The organism is Nitrincola nitratireducens (assembly GCF_000585235.1).
Lineage (GTDB): Bacteria > Pseudomonadota > Gammaproteobacteria > Pseudomonadales > Balneatricaceae > Nitrincola > Nitrincola alkalisediminis.
In genome coordinates, this window is record NZ_AONB01000004.1 from 11956 (window position 1) to 33600 (window position 21645).

Here is a 21645-nt window from a genome sequence, read left to right on the forward strand (position 1 = left end):
TTTGAATATTGATTTAGCCTTGTATTAATCGTTTAAATTATGGATGAATTATGATTAGAGTAAAGCAAGTTCAAACCGCGTTTAAACTGGGGGTTTTGAGTGCACTCGTGCTGTCAACTCCGTATGTTTATTCGGATACCCTGAATGACAACCTCCGAGCCCAACGTGATGCAAAGCCCAAAAGGGAAGCGCCTCAGTTACGGCAGTTGTTGGTTGACACATCTCAGTCCACCTCCGTCGCAAACTTTCAATCGCGCTCAAAAGGATCTCCTTATGCTGCACTGCTTGACGAGGTGCGCGAGCAGGGCACTATTCGGTTGAGAGTGGGCATAGCCGTTCCCTTTGCTGAAGAAGGCAAGCTGTCAGCGGCACAGGTACGCACTCAACGTGCCGAAATACAATCGGCTCAGAGACGCTTGTCTGAGCGTCTGCAAACGGCTCGTGTAAAAACATTTAATTCAATTCCATTCGTTACGCTTGAAGTCAATGAGCAGGAATTAGAGGCGTTATTGACCTCACCTGAGGTATTAAGCATTGAGCGAATCCAAAAATACCAGCCGATGCTGCCTGAAAGTGGGCGTGTGATTGGTGCGGATGTTGCCTTTGCTCGTGATTTGACAGGGACCGGATGGAATGTTGCTGTTTTAGACACAGGCGTGGATAAAAATCATAGTTTTTTGCAGGGAAGGGTGGTCGCTGAGGCTTGCTTTTCGGGTGAGGGTGGTTTTGACTTAGAAAATTCGCTTTGCCCAAATGGCAGTGCTGTCCAAATTGGCAATAATGCAGGTGGGGCCTGTAGTGCGAGCCTAGACCCGGGTTGCGATCATGGAACCCATGTCGCGGGGATCGTTGCGGGGAATGTTCGTGGCGGCGGTTTGCAAGGGGTGGCACCTGCGTCAGGGATTTTAGCTGTTCAGGTTTTTAGTGGTGATGAGAGTTGTGACCCGTTTGAGCAAAGCTGTATTGGTGCATATGACGACGATATTATCTCGGCACTTGAATATATTTATGATACGGCACGTTTTGACCATTCTATCTCAGCGATTAATATGAGCTTGGGCAGTGGGCAGTATTTTTACCATTGCGACTATTTGTCTATGGCAATGACCAGCGCTATCAATAATTTGCGCTCAGTTGGAATCCCAACCGTTATCGCGACGGGCAATGATGGTTTTACCAATAGCATTGGCTCGCCTGCGTGTATCTCTTCGGCCATCAGTGTTGGATCGACTTGGGACAGCAATTTCTCGAACCAGCAAGATTATTGCCCATCACCCTGGAGTGATCCCACAGGCAGTGTTGATCGTGTTACCTGTTACAGTAATTTGTCTTCTAACTTTGATACCTTGTTAGCGCCGGGTTCTTTGATTCGGTCATCTGTTTTTAACAATCAGTTTGATGCGTGGCACGGTACCTCCATGGCAGCGCCGCAAGTTGCAGGCTGTTGGTCATTGCTAAAACAAGCCAGCCCTGAAGCCGGTGTCGATGAAATTTTTTCTGTTTTGAAAGCAACAGGGACTCAGGTTCAAGATTGGCGTAACCCTGCCAACGTTTTCCCTCGAATCAATTGCTACGATGCTATCACTGCCTTGTTGGCGTTTGAAGACTGGTCCTGTGAAGGAACCTGCGGTGTGGCAGGCACGGATGGTGTCGTTTCACGTCCTCCCGTTGATGAGCCAGTGCGGTGGGTGAGTACGTTTGGATCACAAGAGAACAACGTAGCATTAGAAGGGGTGGGCGGCTCAGGCTACCCGACTAACGGCTCTCGATCATTGTCGCCGCCATTCTTTGGAACCGAGGGTGAAATATTAGAGTTTTATTTTAATTATGTAACGTCGGATGGGGCCGATTACGTTGATTATGCGTGGGCGCGTCTCTTAGACACCGAACTGAACCAAGAGTCATTACTGTTTACGGCACGTACCACGGAAAATGGCAATACGGTTCCCGGTTTGGATATGCCTGCACCAACGGCGGTGATTACTCCTGCCGTCAACCGGATTATTCCGGGGGGCCCTGAGTGGTCAGCTTTAGGCTATGACAGTGGTGATTGCTATTACGAGGGATGCGGGTATAGCGGCTGGATTAAAGCCACGTATACACTGCCAAAGTCAGGCTATTTCCATTTAGAGGTCGGGGTTGTGAATTGGGATGACCAACTCTATGCTTCGGGTATGGCATTTACCATGCCTTACGTGGGGAAAGCACCGCGTGAGCGTAAGCGTCAAGGAATGCCACCTTGGTTACCGGCGGTTATTTTACAAAAATGATAGAAGGGAGGTCTGAAGAGGTTGCCACAGGTGTGGCGACCCAATCGAAGCTTGGCGAGCGCTTGCTTGCCAAGCGTCTGATCAGCGCTTCAGATGTACACCGAGCACTTCAGGCTCAAGCGGAGATGGGTGGTCTTTTGGGGCAGGTGTTGGTTCAGCTAGGTTTGGTTGATGAGTCGATCATTCTAGAAACCTTGTCTGAGCAGCTTGCTTTGCCTTACTTGAGATCGCATGATTTTTCCGACAGCAGGCTGGAGCTGCCAGCAATCAATCTTGAATTTCTTGCGGCGAATCGGGTTGTTCCTGTCAAATATGTGCAGGGGCAAATTCTATTCGCTGCCTCTATTCCCCAAGATCCTTTCTTACAGAAAGCCTTATCCTTGGTGTATCAGAAAAAAGTTCACTTAGCTTTGGCACGTGAGCAGGATATTGATCGTGTGCTGGCTGACTACCAGCAGCCTAATGTGGATGAGGAGGTGTTGTTACACACCCATCAGTATGCGAGTGATGATGAGTTTGTTGAGCACTTAAAAGACCTCGCCAGTGAAGGGCCCGTGATTAAAATCGTGAATGATTTTTTTAATCAGGCCTTAGAGCTCGGTGCCTCAGACATTCATATTGAGCCTTTTTCGGATCGGCTAATTGTCCGCTATCGTGTGGATGGCGTGATTCAAGAGTCACTATCAGCGCCTGATGTGTCCTTGGCGCCCGCGATCATTTCACGTGTAAAATTGCTCGCAAATTTGAATATAGCTGAACGACGTTTGCCACAAGATGGTCGAATTATGCTGCGTATAAAAGGGCATGAGCTTGATTTAAGAGTGTCATCCGTGCCCACCGTTCATGGTGAAAGCTTAGTGATGAGGCTGCTTGATCGGCAAAGTATCCGTTTAGGTCTGACGGATATGGGGTTTTCTAAACATCATCTTCAGCGTTTTCAGAGCTTGCTTGAAAGACCGCACGGTATACTGTTAGTGACGGGTCCCACCGGATCGGGTAAAACCACGACCTTATATGCAGCGTTAAACAGCCTCGACTGTCAATCCACCAAGGTGTTGACGGTTGAGGACCCGGTTGAGTATCAATTGCCGGGTGTGAATCAGATTCAGGTGCAACCGCAAATCGACTTAACCTTTGCTAATGCTCTGCGCTCAATTTTGCGGCAAGATCCTGACATTATCATGATTGGTGAGATGCGAGATTCAGAAACAGCCAAAATCGCTGTGCAGTCAGCCTTGACCGGTCATATGGTGTTATCAACGCTTCATACCAATACAGCCGCAGGGGCTATTGTCCGGTTGGTTGATATGGGGGTCGAGCCTTATTTAATCACTTCGTCCTTGAATGCCATTTTGTCTCAACGTTTGGTGCGCTGCTTGTGTCCGCATTGCCGTGTTCCGGTGGACTCTCTCGATGCTCAGCTCGCTCAAGTGCGTGAGATGCGCGTGACGCAATTCAAAAGCTCGGGGTGTGAACAGTGTCAAGGCACTGGGTACAAAGGGCGTACTGCTATTCATGAGCTCTTAGTATTGGATGGTAGGTTAATTGAGGCCGTGCTAGCTGGACGAGATGCATCCTTTATTCATGAAGTTGCGATTGAGCAAGGGATGCTAACACTCTATGAAGACGGTCTGCGCAAGGTTGCAGCGGGGGTAACCAGCCTTGAGGAGGTGTTACGAGTGACGCAAGATCAAATGATGGATGCACTGATTTAATGGAGTATTTGTACAAGGCGATGACCCGCCAAGGTGCCATCTTAGAGGGCAAGGATTCGGCAGAGTCACCGGATATTTTGGTTGGACGCTTAAAAGCGCGAGGGTTAACGGTCCTTCAAATTGACGCTTTTTCCAGTCAAGATGAGGTGATTACGTCTTCCGTAAGGGCGTTTCCTTTGGTTGAGCTGTGTCGTTTTACCCGAGACTTATCTGTCTTGATGCGCTCGGGTTTGCCGATAGAGCGAGCCTTAAAATTGCTGAGTGAAACAGTATCGAATGCCGCTATGGGAGCGTTTATTACGGATGTTCGTCAGCAGGTTAAGCAAGGTAAACCCCTGAGTCAGGCGTTGGCGCCTTACGAAAAGTCTTTAGGTCGTTTTTATTTGAGTCTGATTAAGGCAGGTGAAGCCAGTGGCCGCATGGTTGAGGTGTTGAGCACTTTGGCTGACTATCTCGAACAGCTGCGTCTACTTCGTTCAAATGTTATTTCTGCGATGATATATCCTGCCATTCTGCTGGCGTTTGCCATTATCTCTATTTGGGTGATGTTAGGCTTTGTTGTCCCACAGTTCGATACATTGTTTTCAGATATGGGCGATGCGTTGCCGCTGCCGACGCGTGTTTTAATGTTTGTTGGTGATTTTTTTAGTCATTATGCCCTACATATGTTGGTTGGGTCTGTGCTCTTGGCTGTTTTTGTATGGAAAGGGTTAAAGACGGACAAGGGGCAAACGTCTTTGCAAGCATTTTTGATGCGATTGCCTTTGGTTGGCTCATTATTAATCACTCTTGAAGTGGCCAGGTTTACTCGGACCCTTGGAACCCTTTTGGCAAAAGGAGTGCCGATGGTCAAAGCATTGGAGATTGCATTAGACACCTTGTCTTTGGTAACCATGAAACAGGCGTTTGCTCAGTTAATTCCGGCCGTTAAGAGCGGCCGGGTCATGTCAGACACGCTAAAAGATTTCAAACGTTTTGTAACGCCAACGTTGATTCAAATGATTCGAGTCGGTGAAGAAACTGGGCGCTTGGATGCTATACTCTTGGACTTGTCGGCGCTGTACGAGGCGGAGGTGGCGGTTAAAATCAAGCGCTTGTTGACCTTATTGGAGCCTGCGTTGATTTTAACCTTGGGGGTGGCAATTGCGTTTATGGTTGTGGCGATTTTACTGGGTATTTTGTCGGTGAATGACTTTATATTTTAATTTTGTCGGTTAGTGTGAAGGGTGTTTCATGTATAAAAATCGTGGGGTTAGGGGCTTTACACTCATTGAGTTATTGGTAGTTCTTGCGGTGTTGGCGCTGTTGGCCGGTTTGGTTGGACCGCGTGTTTTAAATCAGCTAGGGGGGGCAAAGAGTAATACGGCGCTGGTGCAAATTCGTGATTTGGAGCAGGCAGTTGAGTTGTTTATGCTGGATGTTGGGCGTTTTCCGTCGAGTGAAGAGGGATTAAATGCCTTGGTGGTGAATCCAGGTGCTAACGGCTGGAAGGGGCCGTATTTACGACGCAATCAAGTGCCTAAAGATCCTTGGAATCGAGAGTATGTGTATCGTTCGCCAGGTGAGTATGGCCCTTACGACATTTTTTCGTACGGGGCGGATGGGCGCTTAGGGGGTGAGGGTGAAAATGCCGTGGTAGGGAACTGGAATTAAGTCCCATGTCGCTCACACAGCCTAAACCAACGCAAGGTTTTACATTGCTTGAGTTATTGGTGGTGCTGGTGATTTTAACCGGTGTTGTCGGTATTTCGTCGCCTTATATGATGCGTTTGTACGAGACGGTTCGCTTTCAACGTTTTGTCAAAGACATGCAGCAATCTTTATTGGAAGTTCGGCACGCCGCGATGATGTCGGGTGAGGTGCGTCGTTTTTATTTTTCATATGAATCACAACGCTTTGGTGACACTGATGCGCTGACGCAACAGATACCTAAAGCCTTTAAGGTCGATATGATCGCAGCGGCTGAAATTCAAGAGGGGGCTGTTGGGGTGATCGATTTTTACCCTGCTGGCGGCTCGTCTGGAGGGAGTTTAGAGATTCGACAAGACGAGCGCTCTGCACGTGTGCGAGTGGATTGGCTCTTGGGTCGTGTGACATTGGAACCGCTGTTGAATGAATCATAAGCAGATGGGGAGTCCTCTAGCACCGAACTATTCCCCCTCTCGGGATTTAGGCTTTTCGTTGCTTGAAATGTTAGTGGCCTTGGTGATCCTCAGTATTTCTCTGGCCGCCTTGTATCAGAGTGCGGGATTATCGTCTCGGATAGTGGTGGCCGAAGAGCGTCGAGTGAAAGGTTTGTTAATTGCTGAGTCTGTGTTGGAGGGCGTTCAGATGGAGAGTGATCGTCAACCGCGTTCGGGTGTTGTAGATGATTTCGCATGGAGTCTTCGCTTGTATGCCTTACCGGATCATCCTTTGCAACAAACCATCCCGATGGCATTGGTTGAAGTTGATGTATCCTGGCCATCTTTGTTCCGCCACGGATCCGTGCAGCTCCACAGTTTTGTCGTGCTTGGACAGGAGTAGCCAAATGCACCTCACACGTCGACGTATCCAAGTAGGCTTTACGTTATTAGAGGTGTTGGTTTCGCTGGTTCTTTTATCCCTGATAATGACGGTCAGTGTAAGTGCTTTGTTTACGCTCAATCAATCATCAAAACGCATCAACCAAACTTCCACTTCGCTTGATGAAATGCGTTTGGTATCGGCGTTTATGCGTGAAAAATTAACATTGGCTCAATTCCCACGAGGCAATGCTTCGCTTTTTCAGTCGTCCTTACCTTTGACAGGAAAGAGTGATTCTCTTGTTTTATTGAGTGTAATGCGAGCACACCAAGATCAAGGTGGATTGCATGTGATGCGGTTTCGACTGACCCAAGACAAGGGTTTAGTGTTTGAATGGTTACCCTATGTGCCTCAGCGTGTAGAGATTGACTGGGCACATGCAAATGCATTGAGCCTATTGCCCCAGGTAAAACGTTTCAATCTTCTTTATGAAGATGCAGATGGGCAGGTGTCATCCCAATGGCACAGTTTGGAGAAACTGCCAACCTTTATTACGGTTTCAATTGAGGAGCCTGAACGGAGTTGGCCTGCCATTCGTGTTCGCGTCCTGGGTGCTTATGGTTAGGTTTCCATTAATATTTGGCATTCGTAAGGACGAGGGCGTTGTGTTGCCCATGATGTTATGGCTAATCTTGGCCTTATCCTTGATAGTGGCCGGGATTGCAGCTGTCGCAAAGATGGATGCGCGCGTGGTGAGTCATCATGTAGCCAGTATTCAGGCGTTCCAGTTGGCAAAGGGTGCTGTTCATTTGGCCATGCGTGATCTGCAGCTTGCCCGGGAAACGGGCGAACATCAGGGGCGTGGAGTCTTTGTTGTGCAGTATCAATTTAACCAATCTCAGTTGACCGTGACGGTTATGCCAGTAACCGGTTTGATGAATGCAAATCGTGCATCGGAGGCACTTTTATCCTTGGTCTTTCGACAGGCTCTGCAAATGGAGACAGAGGCGGCAGACACATTGGCCGCTCGATGGGTTGCTTGGCGTGCACCTTCAGACGACAATATGAGCGATGAACAGGATTTAGGTGGACGCCGCTTTGAAGTAATAGAGGATCTGCGTCAAGTGGTGGGTATTCAGTTTGATCAATATGCGCGACTTAAAGAACTTGTGAGTGTAATACCCTCTAACCACTCGGGCATTGATCCTGTTGCAGCACCTGCAACACTGTTATTGGCATTATTAGAGGGAGATGAGACCCAGTTTGAACGCTTGATGAGTCTTCGTGAAAATGATGCGCTGGATCATCAGCCGTTTGATTCGATTGAATCTCAGTTCTTAACATCCGCCAGTTCGCGTGGGTATCGTGTTGATGTTAGGATAGAAAAACAGACGGTGTTCATGCATCGGTTTTGGGTGATGCTAGACAGCTATGATGAAAAACAACCCTGGCGGATCGTGTCTTTTTAATAGGATGAAAACTTTACGTGCTTAAACTCGAACCCAAGTTATTTGGTCTTGATTTATCACATTCAGGGCGTTGGCTGCGTCATTGGAATGCACGAGTATGGTGGCAGCAAGATGCGTGGATGCGCGCCTATTTAGATGTGCCTGTGTTGTTGCAAGATCCAGAACATCAGACGCACTATTGGGTCATTAAAGGCGCGGCAATCCCCGCACCCTTGCCGATGCCTAAAAATCCTGTGGAAGGTATTTTACTCCCTGAAGAGGTGTGCTTGGTGAAGCGCCTGCACTATCCCCGCCATCTGCAGGGAGAGTTGGATTCAATCATTGAGAATGAGCTGAAATACTCAAGTCCTTTTCTCGAAGAAGATACCTGTTGGACCTACCGTATAACGCAAACAGATAAGACGTTTACCTTGACGCTTGTGATGGCATCGATTGCGCAAATACACGCCTTTTGTTTAGATCGCACAGTTTCAACGACGTCTAATCACGAAGTTTGGTGTCAGGTTGACGGCCATTTTTTATGTTTTTCTCATTTCAAACACCCTGAGCGAGAGCGTCAATATCAAAAGCGTGTAAGCACGTTTAAGGCATGTGGTGTTTATATTTTAGTGATGTTGGTGTTACTTCCACTCCTGCCGTTGGGAGTCAAGCACAAACAGTTGCAGCGAATTGAAGGTCAAGCGCAGTTATTTCAAGCTCAAGCGCAGGGCAGTATTGCAGCGCGTAATCAGATGCTGGCCTATCAAGCGGGTTTAGCAGAAGTGAGTGCCATGGATGTGACGCTTCCTGCTCCCTTATTTCATTTGAGTGAGCTTTCGCGTTTATTGGACGATAGCGTGTGGCTGACCCACATTGAATTGACGGCATCGGGTATTCGCATAGAAGGCCGTGCACCCGATGCTTCGAGAGTCATGGCGTTGTTATCCGCCAGCGAAACTTATGCGCAGGTGAGAGCTCCATCTCCTATTGTGCGTGATAATGCTGGGTATGAGCGGTTTTTACTGGATGTTGCTCCAAGGAGTGGCCTTTGAACTGGAATGTATCGAATATACAACGGCTGGGTCTATTGAGCACGATTGGGGTGCTGCTTGTGCTTGTCTACGCAGTGTATGTGTCGGGTGTTTATGCGGCCTATAAAGCATATGGCGATCAAGTACATACAGTCTCCGAACGTGTTGCCCGTTTGCAAGGCTTCGTTGAGGCAGGGCCATTAATTGAAGCACAGACACATGAGGCTGAGCGCTTCATGCACAGTCTTGTTTACCCGCGTACCGTTGATGATTTGAATGTTGCCGCTCAGTTACAGCAAAAAGTACGCGCCGTTTTTCAAGCGGTTGAAGGGGATATTTTGGGTGTTCAGATTATGCCAACCCAGGCGTTGGGTGGTTTTGAGCAGGTTCGTGTGCATATTCGTGCTGAGCTCGATATAGAGGGGCTGGAGACCTTATTAAAGCGCTTAGAAGAAGAGTCGCCAAAAATTTGGATTGAGTCTTTGGCTGTTCAACCGATGGGAGCCAATCGTTCAGGGAATCGGTTGACTGTGCAAATACGTTTTGTGTCTTTACGGTGGTTAGCATGAGTCATCCTCTACTAAACGTTACGTTTACTGTGTGCGTTGCATTGACGTTAGGCTTGGTTGGTTTGGCAGGCTTTCAATGGCAGGCATTGCATAAAATGACTTTACCTGAGGCACAGCTACCGAGCTTTCCTAAGGCGGTTGATTTGAGTCCTCAAAGATCAACCCTGCCCTCAAATACCTTAACGATACGGCCTTTGTTTTGGCCCCGTCCTGAATCTGTGACGGTCGAGATCGAAGAAGTCCCTGTGTTTCTGCCGGCACCTGAGGCCTTGTTGACAGCCGATTTTTTAGATGGATTCATCCTTAGAGGCGTTTTTCAGAATGCAGAATACTCAGGTGTGATTTATGAGTATGAAAAAATGTCGGGGCGTCTCAGAGTGGGTGAACATATAGGTGATTGGGAGTTGTTGCATGTGGATGAGAGAGGGGCCATGTTTGGTTCAATGCCTGCTCTATCTGACCAGCTTAACACGCCCTTAAACCATTTTGTTGAACTGCCTTATTTTATCGGAGAAGGCCGTTTTCCGGCTACAAATCTTGACCCAAGTCAGCAAACACTCAAATGATTTCGGTGTTATTTGCGCTATTCACCTGCCCGTCTTACGCTTAAAACGAATCATTAGATGATTTTAATGTAGTGACATCTAGTGAAGATGTGTCAACGCATTCGCACGCAAGAAAAATAAAATGATGTCACAAGATCAGATAAGAGAAGGGAGGTTGAGCCCTTCCTGAGGAGTCGTTATGAATAGCGTGACTGCTTTTTATCGTTTCATCTGCAGCAAAATGCATCGGTCTGTGTTGAGTGTACTTCTGATCATTTTGGTGTTGATGAGCGCCCCAGTGAATGCACAGTTTTCAGGCGGAGATGGAACTGAAGCCAATCCGTATTTAGTTGCCACGGCATCTGATCTTAATCAGGTCAGGAATCATTTAAGTGCACATTTTCGCCAGGTGAGTGATATTAATCTCTCGGGACAGTCTTGGTCTGCTATTGGCAGTTCTCATGTCAATGAGCGTTTTAGCGGTGTATATGACGGTGGCGGTAATCGTATTCTTGGATTAACTCTGCAACGGCCCAATGAACACTATCAAGGCTTGTTTGGTTATATTAGCGGAGGCAGCGTTAAGAATTTACATTTACAGAATGTCTCGATTCAAGCCAGGAGTTATGCAGGGGCATTGGTCGGTTATGCGACTCAATGTGTTATGGAGAACGTGTCTGTATCGGCCACCAATGTGAGTGGATATATGTATGTCGGTGGTTTGGCTGGTTGGCTTTATGCGTGTCAGGTTCGATCAGCGGAGTCTGATGGAGTCGTGTCTGGCTATCAAACAGTGGGCGGTTTAGCGGGCATTACTCAAAGCACAACTCTGCGGTATGGAAGTGCAAGAGGGCAGGTGTTGGGCAGTCACTCGTATGTGGGTGGCTTGTTAGGCCAGCAACAATCAGGTGCTACATTCGACAGTTTTAGTCATGCGCAGGTTAGTGGGGGCAATATTGTCGGTGGACTCATTGCAATGGCCTATGGTGGTGGAGCTGCGATAGTTAAGTCATACAGTGCTGGATCAATTGATTCCGAGGGTGATGCTTTAGGTGGGTTGATTGCTCAGCGTGTTGCTTTGTATGGTGTTCCAGTCGTGGTTGATTCGTTTTGGAATCAAGAGACTGCGGGCGTCAATAACAGTGATGGCGGTGTTGCAAAGTCCACCCTGCAAATGCAGCAGGCTGAAACCTTTATCAATTTTAATTTCCGCACTGTGTGGTCAATGCAAGGCGAGTCTTACCCCACTTTTCAGAGTTTACGTCAGTACTCACAACCTGAGCGGGTACTGTTAGAGTCCTTGCAAGGTCAGGGGACAGCGGAGTCACCCTATTTGATTTACACCGCTGGCGAGTTAAATGCGATGCGTATGAATCCCAGTGCACATTATCAATTAATGAACGAAATCAACTTGATTGACAGTGTTGTGTGGGAATACGGTGCGGGTTGGTTACCTATTGGCTCTTCCGATGCACCTTTTGTTGGAGTACTGGACGGGGCTGGTCATGCCATTCGTAATCTAGTGATTAATCGTCCTACATCTCATGTCCAAGGTTTGCTTGGTCAGACTGCCGAAGGTGCGGTGGTGACTAACCTAAGTGTGTTAGATGCGAATGTGTATGGCGGTGATGAGGTCGGCATCTTAGTGGGGCGCGCAGTTGGTGTCGATATTGACAGGGCTGTTGTCAGTGGCGAAGTCTCCGGACGTAACCAAGTGGGTGGTGTTTCGGGTCGGATTTATTCAAACAGTCGTCTCGTATATGTTGGCAGTGATGTGTCCGCTAAAGGGTTTAATCATGTTGGAGGGTTTGCAGGGGTAACTCATAATATCTCTATGATTTACACCTACAGTCAGGGGGCCGTTCGTGGAGATCAGAATGTTGGTGGCTTATTGGGGCAATTACAAGGTGGTTTGACCGCTGATAGCTATAGCTCTTCGGATGTGAAAGGCCTGCAACAGGTCGGTGGCCTAATGGGGTCAACCTATGGGGGAGGTTCCCTTGTCTTTAGAACCTACAGTAATGGCTCTGTTATGGGCGACCCAGCACACAGTGAGACAACCGGTGGTTTGATAGGCACACGCATTGCACTCTACGGTGTAGGTGAGGTTGAGGACAGCTATTGGGATATTGAAAAATCCGGTCAAGTCGAGAGTAGCATGGGCATAGGGCGCTCATCGGCTGAAATGTCCATGGCTGAAACATTCCAACGTTTTAATTTTAACTTAGTTTGGATGCTTCCAGATCAGATGAATGCATCCCCTGTCTTTCAGGATTTGTCGGTTTATACTCATCCCGAAGAACGTTCGCTGTCTGATTTGAGTGGCTCAGGCACACGCCTTGATCCGTATTTAATTCACAACCGACATGAGCTCAATGCAATGCGGTTAAATGTAAATGCGCATTATCGCTTAATGGCCAATATCGATCTTGCTGATTCGGTTGTGTGGAACATGGGAGAAGGCTGGTTACCTGTAGGTACTCAGGAGCAGATGTTTGTGGGTTCCTTTGATGGCAACGGATTTGCTTTAGAGAACTTGGTGATTAATCGCCCTGGAAAAAATGATCAAGGGCTCTTTGGTCGTACCAACGAAGGGGCTGAACTCAGCCGCGTATCGTTGAAATCCGTCAATGTATATGGCTCTAGTTACACAGGTGCCCTTGTTGGTCGGGCAAACGCAACGGTTATTCATCGAGTTCGAGTCGAGGGTGATCTTTCAGGACGTCATTCTGTGGGTGGTATCGCGGGTGAAATGACCCAAAATGTCAGTGTCGCTAATGTCCGTTCTCAGGTGAGGGTGCGTGGTTACAATTATATAGGCGGCCTTGTCGGCAACAGTGGTAGTACTCATGTTCGTATGGCGTTTTCAACTGGTGAATTGTCGGGTGCGGCATACGTGGGTGGACTTCAGGGGATGCAAAGCGGGGGACTCACTGAAGACAGCTATAGTCATGCCCGAGTTCGCGGGGCAGGTTACATTGGAGGGCTTTTAGGCTCAATTAACTCAGGTTCGGCTCAATTAAGACGTGCCTACAGTGCGGGTCAGGTCTTGGCACTCAACGAGGCATCTGTGCAAGTGGGTGGTTTGGTCGGCGCATCAGGGTGTTTTTATGGTTGCCCAGTCGTTAGTGATAGTTATTGGGATACAGAGTCATCAACTGTGTCAGTCAGTGCGGGTGGGACAGGTTATTCGACTGCCGCAATGACTTGGCCTTATGCCCAAGGGGTTTATCAAGGATGGGATTTTAGCAAAACCTGGCGCAATGACGTGAAACAGGCCGCTCAGGGGTATCCGTATTTGCGTGATCCAGACCAACAGCGTTCAAGACGCGGTGGGTTACCCGTTTGGTTGCTCATTCAGTAGTGTGTGATGTGTAGGTGTACGCCTCTTCTATCGGTTCGTTTGTGTAGAAGAGGCGTTTCTTTTTATTTGTTAAAACATCCCACGACTAAGGGCGAAGCCGTTTAGTCGTGGCAGTTCATGAAGCATTTCGATACACTCTTGCTGTTGATGCTTTAGGATTAAAGCGGCTCAATGTTCATTCGGGCAAATATTCAGGGTAATAGTGAAGTTAATGGCTAGGAATACGTCTATTTGGGTCCCTATTCTTGGGAGTTTTTTCTTAAGTGCTTGCCAATCACCAACACTTAAACCGGTTTCTGATCCAGTACCTGTACTCATGACAGAGCCAGTGTTGATGTCACCGAGTCAAGAGGGACGTTATTCCACGAGTTCTGATAAAGAGTCTGAATCAATTACGCCAACCCTTCCACAGTTATACAAAGGCAATGATCAGGTCGTCCGAGCGCCATCGTCATCAGAGCCTGTGCGTTTTTTTGGCGAAGATGTCAGCTTGAGTTTTGAAGAGGCACCCATTACCCAAGTGGTGCATATTATTCTCGGTGAGATTCTCAAGCTGGATTATGTAATCGAACATCCATTATCCGGCAATATCACGATTCGAACGCGGTCTCCAATTCCTCAAGATCAGTTGTTATCGACACTGGAGTCCTTGTTGCAGGCCAATGGCGCTGTCATGATTCGTGACAATAATGGTCGTTATTTTGTTGGAGCGGGCGCTTCCATGTCGAGCTTAATGCCAGGCATTGCCTCCGCGAACGAGCGCAATGCAGGCTATTCAAATGTGGTTATCCCTTTGCGCTTTATTGGCGCACAGGAAATGGCCGATATTTTAGGGCCCGTTGCAAGTGACTCTGCATTTGTGCGCGTTGATCCCCGCCGTAATCTTTTGATTTTGGCGGGAACTCGCCAACAGCTCGATGGTTGGTTGGATATTATTTCGACCTTCGATATTGATCTACTTAAAGGCATGTCGGTGGGTGTGTTTCCCCTCCAATATGCGCCAGTTCAAGAGGCATTCACCATGCTGCAGGCGCTGATGGGGGAGGAAGTGCTGGGAGATGGGAATATTTCGAGCTTGGTTCGCGTTATTCCGGTAGAGCGTTTAAATAGTTTGTTGGTGGTTACCCCCAGATCACATTATCTGGAGCAGGTGAAGGTGTGGATGGAGCGCTTAGATCAGCCGCCCGATCATTTGTTTGAGCAGCAACTGTTTGTCTATCCGGTGCAAAATGGCTCGGCCGGATATCTCGCATCTCTGATGAGTAAGCTCTTTTCGCCGTCGCCGGGAAGTGCTGAGATGACTGATGCGGGGGTGGCCCCTAATCTCACCGCGTCACGTATTTCTTCAGGAACAACCCCTCCCTCATCAAATCCGATATCGAGCGGTAGTACGACAGGTAGCTCAAGCGCGAGTGCGCAAACGGCATTGCCTGCGTCTACTGGGCCGACCTCGACCAACTACGATTTAGCACAGAATGTTCGAATTGTTGCGGATGAACAAAGCAATGCTTTATTGATTTATGCCAATCGACGCGAATTTCGAAAAATTGAAGCAGCTTTGAAAAAGTTAGACATTGCGCCGTCTCAGGTGTTGATTGAGGCAAGTATCATTGAAGTGTCTCTAAATGATGAGCTGCGCTATGGTTTAGAGTGGTTCTTGCAAGAAAGCTTGGGCAGTGGCTGGCGAGGCAATGCATTGTTGAATTTATCGGATGATCCTATTGGGCCAAGAGTGCCTGGGTTTTCCTTCACCGTCACAAATCCGGCAGGTGCTATTCGTGCGGTGATAAATGCCTTGGCAGAGAAATCCTTAGTCAATGTGATTTCAACACCATCGGTCTTGGTACTGGACAACCATACGGCAACGATTCAAGTAGGCAATCAGCAGCCAATACGTTCAGCGCAGACGGTGACGGATGGCGGAACCATCACCTCGTCGATTCAGTATAAAGATACGGGTGTGATGCTGTCAGTGACACCATCGGTGAATGCAGGCGGCATGGTCAATATGGAGATCAAGCAGTCAGTTACGGACGTAGGTCAACAAGACAGTGCCACGGGACAGCGCAGTTTCTTAGAGCGTAACATTAACAGTCGAGTGGCCATTCGTTCGGGTGAGACGGTTGTTCTAGGGGGGCTGATTCGTGATAACACGTCGAGAACACGTTCTGGCTTGCCCATCTTGCACGATATCCCTGTGATGGGGAACTTGTTTGGTGCAACTGGCAATACGACTAACCGAACTGAGTTGTTGGTCATGATTACTCCGCGTGTACTATCCAATGAGCAAGATCTTCGTGATGTGAGCCGAGAAATGCGCTCGCGAATGTCGGGCTTGGTGTTTGAGTAAGCTTTATTAAGAAGGAGAAGCGATGAGTGCACTGAAATACTCAATGGTCGCCTTAGTGGTTTTAGTGATGGGAGGTGTCGCTTGGCTTTTTAGCCCTGACGATACCGCCCTTAGTCGAGAGGATTCTTCTCGTGTGGTTGATATTGACAAAAATGGACTATACTCAAATCGATCCATGGATTCTGAGAGGTTGTCAGGTGTACTGAGTAGTGGCTCTGCAGAAGCGCCTCGCTTAGAAACCTTAACCCCTTTGTCCCATGCGCGAGTTGAAAGAGTTGACCCAGATGTTCAGTTGGCGGAGTTAGAGCATCATCGCGTTATCCAGCCAAGTGATTCGGCAAGACAAGGTGAGTTTATTGACCCTGATGATGAGTCGTTTCAATACAACCTGACGCGCTCTGAGGCGATTGGTACTTGGATCGATCCAGACGATGAATCGCTACAGCGTACCATTACAGCGCCTGGGCGTGTGGGTGAGTTTATTGACCCTGATGATCTTAGCCTAGAGCGAGAGATTACAAACCCAGGTCATCTCGGGGAAAGGGTGGCGATAGAGTGATGATCGAGCCTTAGATCGTCTATTGTTTGGATTTTGCAATCTTGGTCTATACGAGGTGTGATTAAGAGCAATAACTAAAGGTGTTGACGATGTTAAGTCAGAACGTGTTTGCTCAAGGGTTTTTGAGTCTTCTAATCTTTGCCGTACCATCGCTAAGTTCGGCCAGCCTTTTAAATAGTCTAGACTCATCCAAATGGTTTGTGTGGGCAACAGTGGATGAGCGTGCTTGTGGTGGATCCATCTATCAAGAGTCGATGATTTTTTACATAGATCAGCAGGGAAACCAACTGAATGTGAAAGATGCAGACGGCTATGAATATACGGGTACACTCAATGGGCAGAATTTAACTTGGCAAGGTATGTTTACGGAGGATGAGGGCAGCACCAACATATCGGTTTCGGCGACAATTTCGGATGATTGGATCACTATGGAGGGTAGTTCTCAATTCACATTTACCCCCTTTGTTGGGTTTCCTTGCAGTGGAGGCAGTACCTTTAGCGGCGAGCGTGAGGTAGAAGATACCCCCATCATTGAACCTGAACCTCAACCCATTTATGCACCGTTATCTTCTGAATGGCCTTTGTATTTAGGCGGCAGTGGTCGTGATTTTGCATCTTCTGTGGTTGTTGATGGCAAGGGAAATATTATTGTTGCGGGGAATACCCATAGCCAATCCTTTTCATGGGGTGATGGAGATGATTTACGTCAACAAGAAGGCATGTTTGGCAGTCAGTTTGTTGTTAAGTTTGATGATCAAGGGCGTTATGTATGGGGGCGCATTCTTCAGAACTCGGCGTTCACCACAGGGCTTGCCGTTGATTTTCAGCATAATATCCTTGTTATGGGCCTTTATGATCTAGTCAAATTAGATCCTGATGGGGCGGTGCTTTGGACACATTCGCTTAGCGATTGGGGTAACCAAGCCAGGCTGCGCGACGATGCCTCACCCTATGTTGGTTCGGGTCGACGAATCGGAGTCGACATGTTGAACAGAATTATTGTGGGAGGGCGAACAGTGCGCCCAGAGCTTGCGCAGGGGGGATATTTAACAGAGCATCAAGGTGGGTATGATGGCTATATTCAGGTCATCTCTCCCAGTGGCAATCGTTTGTGGTCAACCTATATTGGTGGTTCAAATGATGAGACCATTGAAGGTATCGCAGTGAGTCCAGTCTCAGGCACGATTTATGTCGTTGGCAATACGTCATCAATGGACTGGGTTTCGGGCGGTATGAGTACTGATCTGAAACAGTTTAAACAAGGCGGTATACCAACGAGTCGTATTTTTGGCCAAACCTGTTTTGTTGCGGCACTCAACTCTGAAGGCGAGCATATTTGGTCAACCTATTTGGGAGGGTCACTTTTAGAACAGCCACCTGTTTTCAATGATAGGATTTACTTGTCTGATAACTGCTTAGCCATCGATCTTGATTTAACGAACACGCTCAATATTGTGGGGCTGACCAGAAGTGTTGCGGACGATGGTGCCGGGTGGATGCCCCCTTTGGGTGAGCCCAGTGCCAGTATGCTCCGTTTAGAGCCTTCGCCCGATTTTCATCAGGATGGCTTTGCGGTGAAAATGTATGACAATGGCTCTGAATTGCTTTGGGGGACCTATTTAGGGCGGAAAGGAAGTCATATTGTGCCATTGGCGTTGCAGTCTACCTATGCGGGTGATTTGTTTATTGTAGGTGTTACATCTTCAGAGTATTGGACGGTAAGGGGGCGTGATACTGTTTATAATGGTGAGCGTGACGGTTTTTGGTTGCATCTGACATCCGCGGGACACACGCGATCGTCAAGTTATATGGGAGGCTTATTGGATGATGAGGCCTGGTCAATTGCGTTCGATAAGGCTGAAAATCCGATTATAGTTGGTATTACCAACTCTCCATTTTGGCAAGAGGGTAAGGCGTCTCTGCGCCTGAACCCTGATCCATACTATCGAGGTGACTCTGACGCATTTGTTGTTCGATTATTGCCACCTTCTTCTCGTAAACCCAAACCTTTACCACTTTGGCTGCCGGCTATTCTGCGCTAGAGGCATCCGTCACTCACTTCATGGGTAAAGTGACAACTAATCTGATTCTTTGTTGATTGTGTCTGAAACATTACATACCATTTGATCCTATTGAATTTATTAAAACTTTAATGCAAATAAAAATCATTACGACAGGTTGTTTCATTGATGATGCAGCACACAGTGTGTGACGATTCGGTCCTTCTTAAGCAAGGTTGGATTGCAATAAAAGGGCGTTTACCCGTATTAAGAAATATGGGGGTGGTCAACTTCACGGCGCAGTCGCGCTATCAGACCCTAAACTTTACTTTACATCTTTCAAAAACAGGGAGCTTTTTTGAGTTAGTCTATTTACCAACAGATATGACTCTACTCAATTTGGATATATTGCAAGACTCGATAGAGCATGATGCGATCGTGGTGAAATTGCGGCGAGTGTTTTGGCCTGAACGTATGTACTTAATGTCAAAGCGTGTTTGGCCTGCATTTAAAAATATTCATCGCTTTCGGCGTTATCGTGCAGGACTGTTTTGGTACACGCCCTTGCTGTCAATCAACAAGGCCTACCAGATTGCTTCCTGGTTTAGAAATCATTCACCAAACATAGAGTATGACGAGTGGTTGGGTGACTTCGATGAAGTTACACCTGAAGAAGCCAGAAGTATCATTGCCTATTCAACTCAGCTTCGCAGCAAAGCACCGAAGGTAATTGTTCTTGTAGACGCACGAGAATATGGCGTTTTTCAATTAGAAGATGTGTTGAAAACACTGACTCGACAACTCTATCGACAGTTTGAAACCTGGGTGCTGGTTGCGGATGAGAATCAAAAGGATCAATTTGCCAAGCGTTTGACGGGGGATAGGTTCACTACGGAAGAGGGGCTGCTTACCGAGCTTAAGCAACAACCCAGTTCTGCATTGGTTTTGTGGTTGGGGAAAGGCACCTATTTGAGTCAGCATGCGTTAACCTGGTTTATTGACTCAGCGAAGGCGCAACCTGACTTCAGCATGGTTTATAGTGACCATGATGTCTTAAATGAACAAGGTCAAAGAGTGAGCCCGCAATTCAAACCAGACTGGTCATCAACCTTTGCTAAAGTATCGGCGTACCCGGGCAATGTTTTATTGTTTCCGCTTGCGCAGGTCACTGATTACCTCCAAGCAGAGCATTACACGCGTTTATCCGCCTACGCGTTGATGCTGAGTGCAGGGTGTCTTTCAAGCGCACCGAAGGTCCTCCATATTCCCTCGGTTTTGTGGAGCCATAATGAGGCCTATTTGACATCCTTCGACGCTCATGTTGAAAAGCCGGTCTTAGAAGAAACATTACGGCTTGAAAAGATCGATGCACGCGTTTCGATCCTAGAGTCTGGCTTTTTCCGGCTTCATTATGAGTTGTTAAAGGCGGATGTGCAGGTTAGCATTATTATTCCTACCCGAAATATGTTACATCTGCTTAAACCTTGTGTTGAGTCGGTTTTAACCAAAACAGAGCGTGTTTCATACGAAATTATTATTGTAGATAATAACTCGGATGAAGAAGACACTTTGGCCTTCATGCATGATTGTCAACAACAATACGAAAATGCGAGAGTTGTGCATTATGCAGATGGGTTTAACTTCTCGGCGATCAATAACTTTGCAGCCTCCTTTGCGAAGGGTGACTATCTGTGCTTATTGAATAACGACACAGAAGTGATTACGCCGAGCTGGTTATTTGAGATGCTGTCGATCCTGCAGGCCGAACCCAATGTAGGTGCCGTGGGAGCAAGGCTATTGTACAGCGATAATCATCTGCAGCATGCGGGTGATTTAATCGGTGGAGGTGGGTGTGCGGATCATTTACACGGTGCAATCGCGTACGATGATCCAGGTTACATGCATCGTGCCGTTTTACCTCAGGATTTGTCAGCGGTGACCGCTGCCTGTGTGTTAACGCCAAAAAGTGTCTTCGAGACTTTAAAAGGATTGGATGCCGAGAACTTATGCGTTGCCTTTAACGATGTGGATTACTGCTTACGAGTGCGTGAAGCCGGTTTACGTGTTTTGTTTACTCCGTATGCAGAGCTTTATCATCATGAGTCTGTGTCTAGGGGCCTTGATAAAAGCCTTAAGCAGAGAAGACGCGGTAAGCGAGAAGCCAACTACATGAGAAAGCGTTGGAAGGACATCATTGGCAATGATCCCTTTTACAATCCGAATTTGAATTATGTGCGTTCGGACTTTTCACTCAACGCTAATCCTCGGGTTAAACGACCATGGGAGTGACGGATAGTAGGGTTGACGCCGTATGCAATATTAAGCATGGACGTTATATTGTTGTTGAAGAAGGCTCAAACCCTTCTTCAGATTTTTTTGTTAAACCCTTACTCACTCGTCTGTCGTTTAAGTTCACGTGTTATCAGCATAGTGATACGCCAAACATCGCTGATATAGAGAATACAATCCTCGTATTTGTGCGTTATATCCCGTCAACGTGGAGATCGTTTGTTGATCAGTATCGTCATCGACTCGCAGGTTTGGTGATCTTTATTGATGATGATTTGTTTGATGGTCGGGTGTTGGCATCTTTATCTTGGGGGTATTTGTCGAAGTGGTATCGCTTGGCTTATCGACATCAGTCTTGGCTGAAACAGCAAAAAGCCGATTTGTGGGTTTCGACCTCTTATCTGTTTGATAAGTACTGTGATTGGTGCGCGCCTGGATGCCAATTAACCTTGATTGATCCAGTATCGCCATACGGGGAGGATGGTGCAGATTCTTTTCTCTCGTCGCCGATCATTTTTTATCATGGTTCACCATCACACAGAGCGGAAATTGATTGGTTACTGCCAGTGTTTGAAAAAGTTCTTCATATGCATCCTCAGGTAACAATTGAGTTAATAGGGGATGATACGTTGAGACGGCGGTGCCTTAAATTCCCTCAGATTCGTGTTTTACATCCTATGTCTTGGTTGTCTTATCAACGTATGTTGAAGGAATCGAAGCGTCTGATAGGGCTGGCTCCCTTGTTAGATACTAAGGTCAATGCCGCTAGAGCACCGACGAAGTACTTTGACATTTCGGCAGCAGGGGCTGTTGGTGTGTATGCAAATAGTCACGTTTATCGTCAATTAGTGACGCATAAGGTCAATGGCCTACTCGTTGAGATGGATCAAGAAGCGTGGGTGGAGGCGATTACGTCTTTAATAGACGATGTTCAGCAAAGAAGAGCGCTGTTCATTGAAGCAGGGCGTAGGCAGCTCATTTTGCCAGATATCGTTTAAAA

17 protein-coding genes are annotated in these 21645 nt (G+C 47.4%); all 17 read left to right on the forward strand.

Translation table 11 applies throughout. The annotated features are described in order from the left end of the window. Nucleotides 1-50 precede the first annotated feature (50 nt). The 17 genes from D791_RS18820 (at nucleotide 51) to D791_RS05425 (ending at nucleotide 21643) form a co-directional block, all read left to right on the forward strand. The gene (locus D791_RS18820) at nucleotides 51-2270 is read left to right on the forward strand and encodes an NF038132 family protein (RefSeq protein ID WP_051514258.1); all 2220 of its coding nucleotides are present in this window, start codon (nucleotides 51-53) and stop codon (nucleotides 2268-2270) included. Further along, nucleotides 2240-3985 carry a GspE/PulE family protein gene (locus tag D791_RS05350; protein WP_202806818.1) on the forward strand — a complete coding sequence of 582 codons (1746 nt, stop codon included), beginning with the start codon at nucleotides 2240-2242 and terminating at the stop codon, nucleotides 3983-3985. Before D791_RS18820 ends, D791_RS05350 begins: the two co-directional genes overlap by 31 nt. Beyond that, a complete protein-coding gene (locus D791_RS05355) occupies nucleotides 3985-5190 on the forward strand; it encodes a type II secretion system F family protein (protein ID WP_036508782.1) in 1206 nt (401 codons plus the stop codon). The genes D791_RS05350 and D791_RS05355 overlap by 1 nt, the downstream gene beginning before the upstream one ends. A gap of 28 nt (nucleotides 5191-5218) precedes the next feature. After that, nucleotides 5219-5638 (forward strand): type II secretion system major pseudopilin GspG, encoded by a 420-nt coding sequence (gene gspG / locus D791_RS05360; protein ID WP_081763743.1) that lies wholly within the window; start codon nucleotides 5219-5221, stop codon nucleotides 5636-5638. 5 nt (nucleotides 5639-5643) lie between these two features. Then, nucleotides 5644-6108, forward strand: coding sequence for a prepilin-type N-terminal cleavage/methylation domain-containing protein (locus tag D791_RS05365; protein WP_036508784.1), 465 nt, complete (start codon nucleotides 5644-5646; stop codon nucleotides 6106-6108). Then, a complete protein-coding gene (locus D791_RS18825) occupies nucleotides 6098-6511 on the forward strand; it encodes a type IV pilus modification PilV family protein (RefSeq protein ID WP_051514263.1) in 414 nt (137 codons plus the stop codon). The genes D791_RS05365 and D791_RS18825 overlap by 11 nt, the downstream gene beginning before the upstream one ends. A 4-nt stretch (nucleotides 6512-6515) precedes the next feature. Then, complete coding sequence (locus tag D791_RS05375; protein ID WP_036508786.1) at nucleotides 6516-7115, forward strand: prepilin-type N-terminal cleavage/methylation domain-containing protein; 600 nt, start codon at nucleotides 6516-6518, stop codon at nucleotides 7113-7115. Continuing rightward, nucleotides 7087-7959, forward strand: a complete 873-nt coding sequence (locus tag D791_RS05380) for a type II secretion system protein GspK (RefSeq protein WP_157682247.1) — start codon at nucleotides 7087-7089, stop codon at nucleotides 7957-7959. The genes D791_RS05375 and D791_RS05380 overlap by 29 nt, the downstream gene beginning before the upstream one ends. Before the next feature lie 17 nt (nucleotides 7960-7976). Continuing rightward, on the forward strand, nucleotides 7977-8990 hold the full coding sequence (locus tag D791_RS05385; protein WP_036508791.1) for a PilN domain-containing protein: 1014 nt from the start codon (nucleotides 7977-7979) through the stop codon (nucleotides 8988-8990). Next, a complete protein-coding gene (gspM, locus tag D791_RS05390; RefSeq protein ID WP_036508794.1) occupies nucleotides 8987-9538 on the forward strand; it encodes a type II secretion system protein GspM in 552 nt (183 codons plus the stop codon). The genes D791_RS05385 and gspM overlap by 4 nt, the downstream gene beginning before the upstream one ends. Further along, a complete protein-coding gene (locus tag D791_RS05395) occupies nucleotides 9535-10104 on the forward strand; it encodes a hypothetical protein (protein WP_036508796.1) in 570 nt (189 codons plus the stop codon). The genes gspM and D791_RS05395 overlap by 4 nt, the downstream gene beginning before the upstream one ends. A 178-nt stretch (nucleotides 10105-10282) precedes the next feature. Beyond that, complete coding sequence (locus D791_RS05400) at nucleotides 10283-13447, forward strand: M26 family metallopeptidase (RefSeq protein ID WP_036508799.1); 3165 nt, start codon at nucleotides 10283-10285, stop codon at nucleotides 13445-13447. A 211-nt stretch (nucleotides 13448-13658) separates the two neighbouring features. After that, nucleotides 13659-15797 (forward strand): type II secretion system secretin GspD, encoded by a 2139-nt coding sequence (gene gspD / locus D791_RS05405; RefSeq protein ID WP_081763746.1) that lies wholly within the window; start codon nucleotides 13659-13661, stop codon nucleotides 15795-15797. Between the two features lie 22 nt (nucleotides 15798-15819). Further along, the gene (locus D791_RS05410; protein ID WP_036508813.1) at nucleotides 15820-16356 is read left to right on the forward strand and encodes a hypothetical protein; all 537 of its coding nucleotides are present in this window, start codon (nucleotides 15820-15822) and stop codon (nucleotides 16354-16356) included. 89 nt (nucleotides 16357-16445) lie between these two features. Further along, a complete protein-coding gene (locus tag D791_RS05415) occupies nucleotides 16446-18398 on the forward strand; it encodes an SBBP repeat-containing protein (protein ID WP_036508816.1) in 1953 nt (650 codons plus the stop codon). A gap of 147 nt (nucleotides 18399-18545) precedes the next feature. Continuing rightward, nucleotides 18546-20645 (forward strand): glycosyltransferase family 2 protein, encoded by a 2100-nt coding sequence (locus tag D791_RS05420; RefSeq protein WP_051514269.1) that lies wholly within the window; start codon nucleotides 18546-18548, stop codon nucleotides 20643-20645. Continuing rightward, nucleotides 20636-21643 carry a glycosyltransferase gene (locus D791_RS05425; protein WP_051514271.1) on the forward strand — a complete coding sequence of 336 codons (1008 nt, stop codon included), beginning with the start codon at nucleotides 20636-20638 and terminating at the stop codon, nucleotides 21641-21643. The genes D791_RS05420 and D791_RS05425 overlap by 10 nt, the downstream gene beginning before the upstream one ends. Nucleotides 21644-21645 lie beyond the last annotated feature (2 nt).

What these genes read in the sequence shown, in the direction of transcription:
- gspG (WP_081763743.1), top strand. Translation starts at nt 5,219, where the DNA reads ATGTATAAAAATCGTGGGGTTAGGGGCTTTACACTCATTGAGTTATTG.
- D791_RS05365 (WP_036508784.1), top strand. Translation starts at nt 5,644, where the DNA reads ATGTCGCTCACACAGCCTAAACCAACGCAAGGTTTTACATTGCTTGAG.
- D791_RS05410 (WP_036508813.1), top strand. Translation starts at nt 15,820, where the DNA reads ATGAGTGCACTGAAATACTCAATGGTCGCCTTAGTGGTTTTAGTGATG.
- D791_RS05355 (WP_036508782.1), top strand. Translation starts at nt 3,985, where the DNA reads ATGGAGTATTTGTACAAGGCGATGACCCGCCAAGGTGCCATCTTAGAG.
- D791_RS05425 (WP_051514271.1), top strand. Translation starts at nt 20,636, where the DNA reads ATGGGAGTGACGGATAGTAGGGTTGACGCCGTATGCAATATTAAGCAT.
- D791_RS18820 (WP_051514258.1), top strand. Translation starts at nt 51, where the DNA reads ATGATTAGAGTAAAGCAAGTTCAAACCGCGTTTAAACTGGGGGTTTTG.
- D791_RS18825 (WP_051514263.1), top strand. Translation starts at nt 6,098, where the DNA reads ATGAATCATAAGCAGATGGGGAGTCCTCTAGCACCGAACTATTCCCCC.
- D791_RS05375 (WP_036508786.1), top strand. Translation starts at nt 6,516, where the DNA reads ATGCACCTCACACGTCGACGTATCCAAGTAGGCTTTACGTTATTAGAG.
- D791_RS05395 (WP_036508796.1), top strand. Translation starts at nt 9,535, where the DNA reads ATGAGTCATCCTCTACTAAACGTTACGTTTACTGTGTGCGTTGCATTG.
- gspD (WP_081763746.1), top strand. Translation starts at nt 13,659, where the DNA reads ATGGCTAGGAATACGTCTATTTGGGTCCCTATTCTTGGGAGTTTTTTC.
- D791_RS05400 (WP_036508799.1), top strand. Translation starts at nt 10,283, where the DNA reads ATGAATAGCGTGACTGCTTTTTATCGTTTCATCTGCAGCAAAATGCAT.
- D791_RS05415 (WP_036508816.1), top strand. Translation starts at nt 16,446, where the DNA reads ATGTTAAGTCAGAACGTGTTTGCTCAAGGGTTTTTGAGTCTTCTAATC.
- D791_RS05420 (WP_051514269.1), top strand. Translation starts at nt 18,546, where the DNA reads ATGATGCAGCACACAGTGTGTGACGATTCGGTCCTTCTTAAGCAAGGT.